At 67.7% G+C, this 1,660-nt stretch carries 2 protein-coding genes; one reads left to right on the top strand and one right to left on the bottom strand.

The features are described from left to right. The first annotated feature begins 41 nt into the window (after positions 1 to 41). Positions 42 to 1,175 carry an IS630 family transposase gene (locus tag ACFVYI_RS42420; RefSeq protein WP_387895475.1) on the top strand — a complete coding sequence of 378 codons (1,134 nt, stop codon included), beginning with the start codon at positions 42 to 44 and terminating at the stop codon, positions 1,173 to 1,175. Positions 1,176 to 1,197: 22 nt separating this feature from the next. On the opposite strand, the gene ACFVYI_RS42415 is transcribed toward ACFVYI_RS42420, so the two are convergent. Beyond that, the gene (locus ACFVYI_RS42415) at positions 1,198 to 1,581 is read right to left on the bottom strand and encodes a hypothetical protein (RefSeq protein ID WP_387895473.1); all 384 of its coding nucleotides are present in this window, start codon (positions 1,579 to 1,581) and stop codon (positions 1,198 to 1,200) included. Between the last annotated feature and the right edge of the window lie 79 nt (positions 1,582 to 1,660).

Here is a 1,660-nt window from a genome sequence, read left to right as displayed (position 1 = left end):
GGTTGCTGTGCTGATGGGCGCCGGACGGTCAGAATGATCACGTGGCTGAACGCGTGCAGGTCCGTGAGATCGATGACGACGAGGGCAGGCGGTTGCTGCGAATCATCCGTAGAGGTACCGGGTCGGTGGTGACATGGCGACGCGCCCAGATGGTGCTGCTGTCCGCGCAGGTTATGCCGGTGGCGAAGATCGCCGAGGTGACGTTCACCAGTGCCGACCGGGTCCGCGATGTGGTCCACAACTTCAACGCCGACGGCTTCGACTCGCTCTACCCGAAGTACCGGGGCGGCAGGCCCAGGACGTTCACACTGCCTGAGCGCCGCGAGATCAAGAAGATCGCGAAGTCGAAGCCGGCCGAGCACGGCCTGCCGTTCTCGACCTGGAGCCTGGCCAAGCTGGCCGACTTCCTGGTCGCCGAGGGGGTGGTCGACGACATCAGCCACGAGGGCCTTCGGGTCCTGCTCCACCAGGAGGGCGTGTCGTTTCAACGCGTGAAGACCTGGAAGGCATCCCGCGACCCCGACTACGCGGCCAAGAAGGCCCGGGTCGAGCACCTCTACGCGATCGCCGACGGCGAGGTCATACCCGAGGAAGGCGAGCCCGAAGTGGTCCTCTGTATGGACGAGTTCGGGCCGCTCAACCTCCAGCCCCACCCCGGCCGGCAGTGGGCCGAGCGCGGCGGCAGGGGCAAGGACCCCGACCGGGAGCCGCGGCCGCGCCGGCGGGCGACCTACACCCGACCGCACGGGGTCCGGCACCTGTTCGCCGCCTACGACCTGGGCAAGGACCAGCTCTACGGGCACATCAAGAAGACCAAGAACCGCTCGAAGTTCCTGGAGTTCTGCCGCTACCTGCGCTCGCTGCACCCGGTGGACGTCCGCATCGCGATCGTGGTCGACAACTACTCCCCGCACCTGACCACCAAGCGGTGCCAGCGGGTCGGGACCTGGGCTGCGGCGAACAACGTCGAGATCGCCTACACCCCGACCAACAGCTCCTGGCTCAACCGGATCGAGGCCCAGTTCACCGCCCTGCGCTACTTCGCCCTCGACGGTACCGACCATCCCAGCCACAAGGCCCAGGGCAGCATGATCCGCCGCTACATCATCTGGCGAAACAAGAACGCCGCCGACAAGCGCCTCACCGCCATCGTGAGCAGGGTCAACGCCGCCTAGCCGGCGACGGCGCCAGCCGGCGTCACCAAAGGCGCAGGAAGCCCCGGACGTCGTCATAACCGTCGAGAGCCCGACCATCCACGTCCGCCGGATCCGTTTCAGCACGCACCGCCAGCGACTTCGCCAGCGCGAGAGCCTCGTCGCCGAGACGGCTGAAGCGTCGAGCGGTATGGCCCAGGCACAGGCCGGCCAGCCCGAGAAGCGGACTGCCCGACACGGCACGCGTCCCGACCTCCATGCACCAGTGCTCGACGAACTCCCGGTCGTCGTCGCTCAAGGCGATTCCGACCAGAGCGTCCGCCGCTTCGCCCTCGTGCGAGCGGTCACGCAGGGCCCGCTCCAACGTCTCGACCACGACCTCATGAGGCAGCGCGGGAGGGTTCTCGAAGCTCAGGTGAGAATGCATCCCGCGAGACTACGTGCCCCGCGCGCGCCGCACTCGACCGGCAAGAACGCGGGGCGAACGTTGCCTGATACGGCACTAG

Source organism: Kitasatospora sp. NPDC058218 (assembly GCF_042882445.1).
In the GTDB taxonomy this organism is placed as follows: domain Bacteria; phylum Actinomycetota; class Actinomycetes; order Streptomycetales; family Streptomycetaceae; genus Kitasatospora.
Note: the sequence above shows the minus strand (reverse complement) of the source record. Positions and strands in the feature narration are given on the sequence as shown.

Bases quoted from the DNA above. Each gene is read 5' to 3' on its own strand.
- ACFVYI_RS42415 (WP_387895473.1), bottom strand. From the start codon at position 1,581: ATGCATTCTCACCTGAGCTTCGAGAACCCTCCCGCGCTGCCTCATGAG.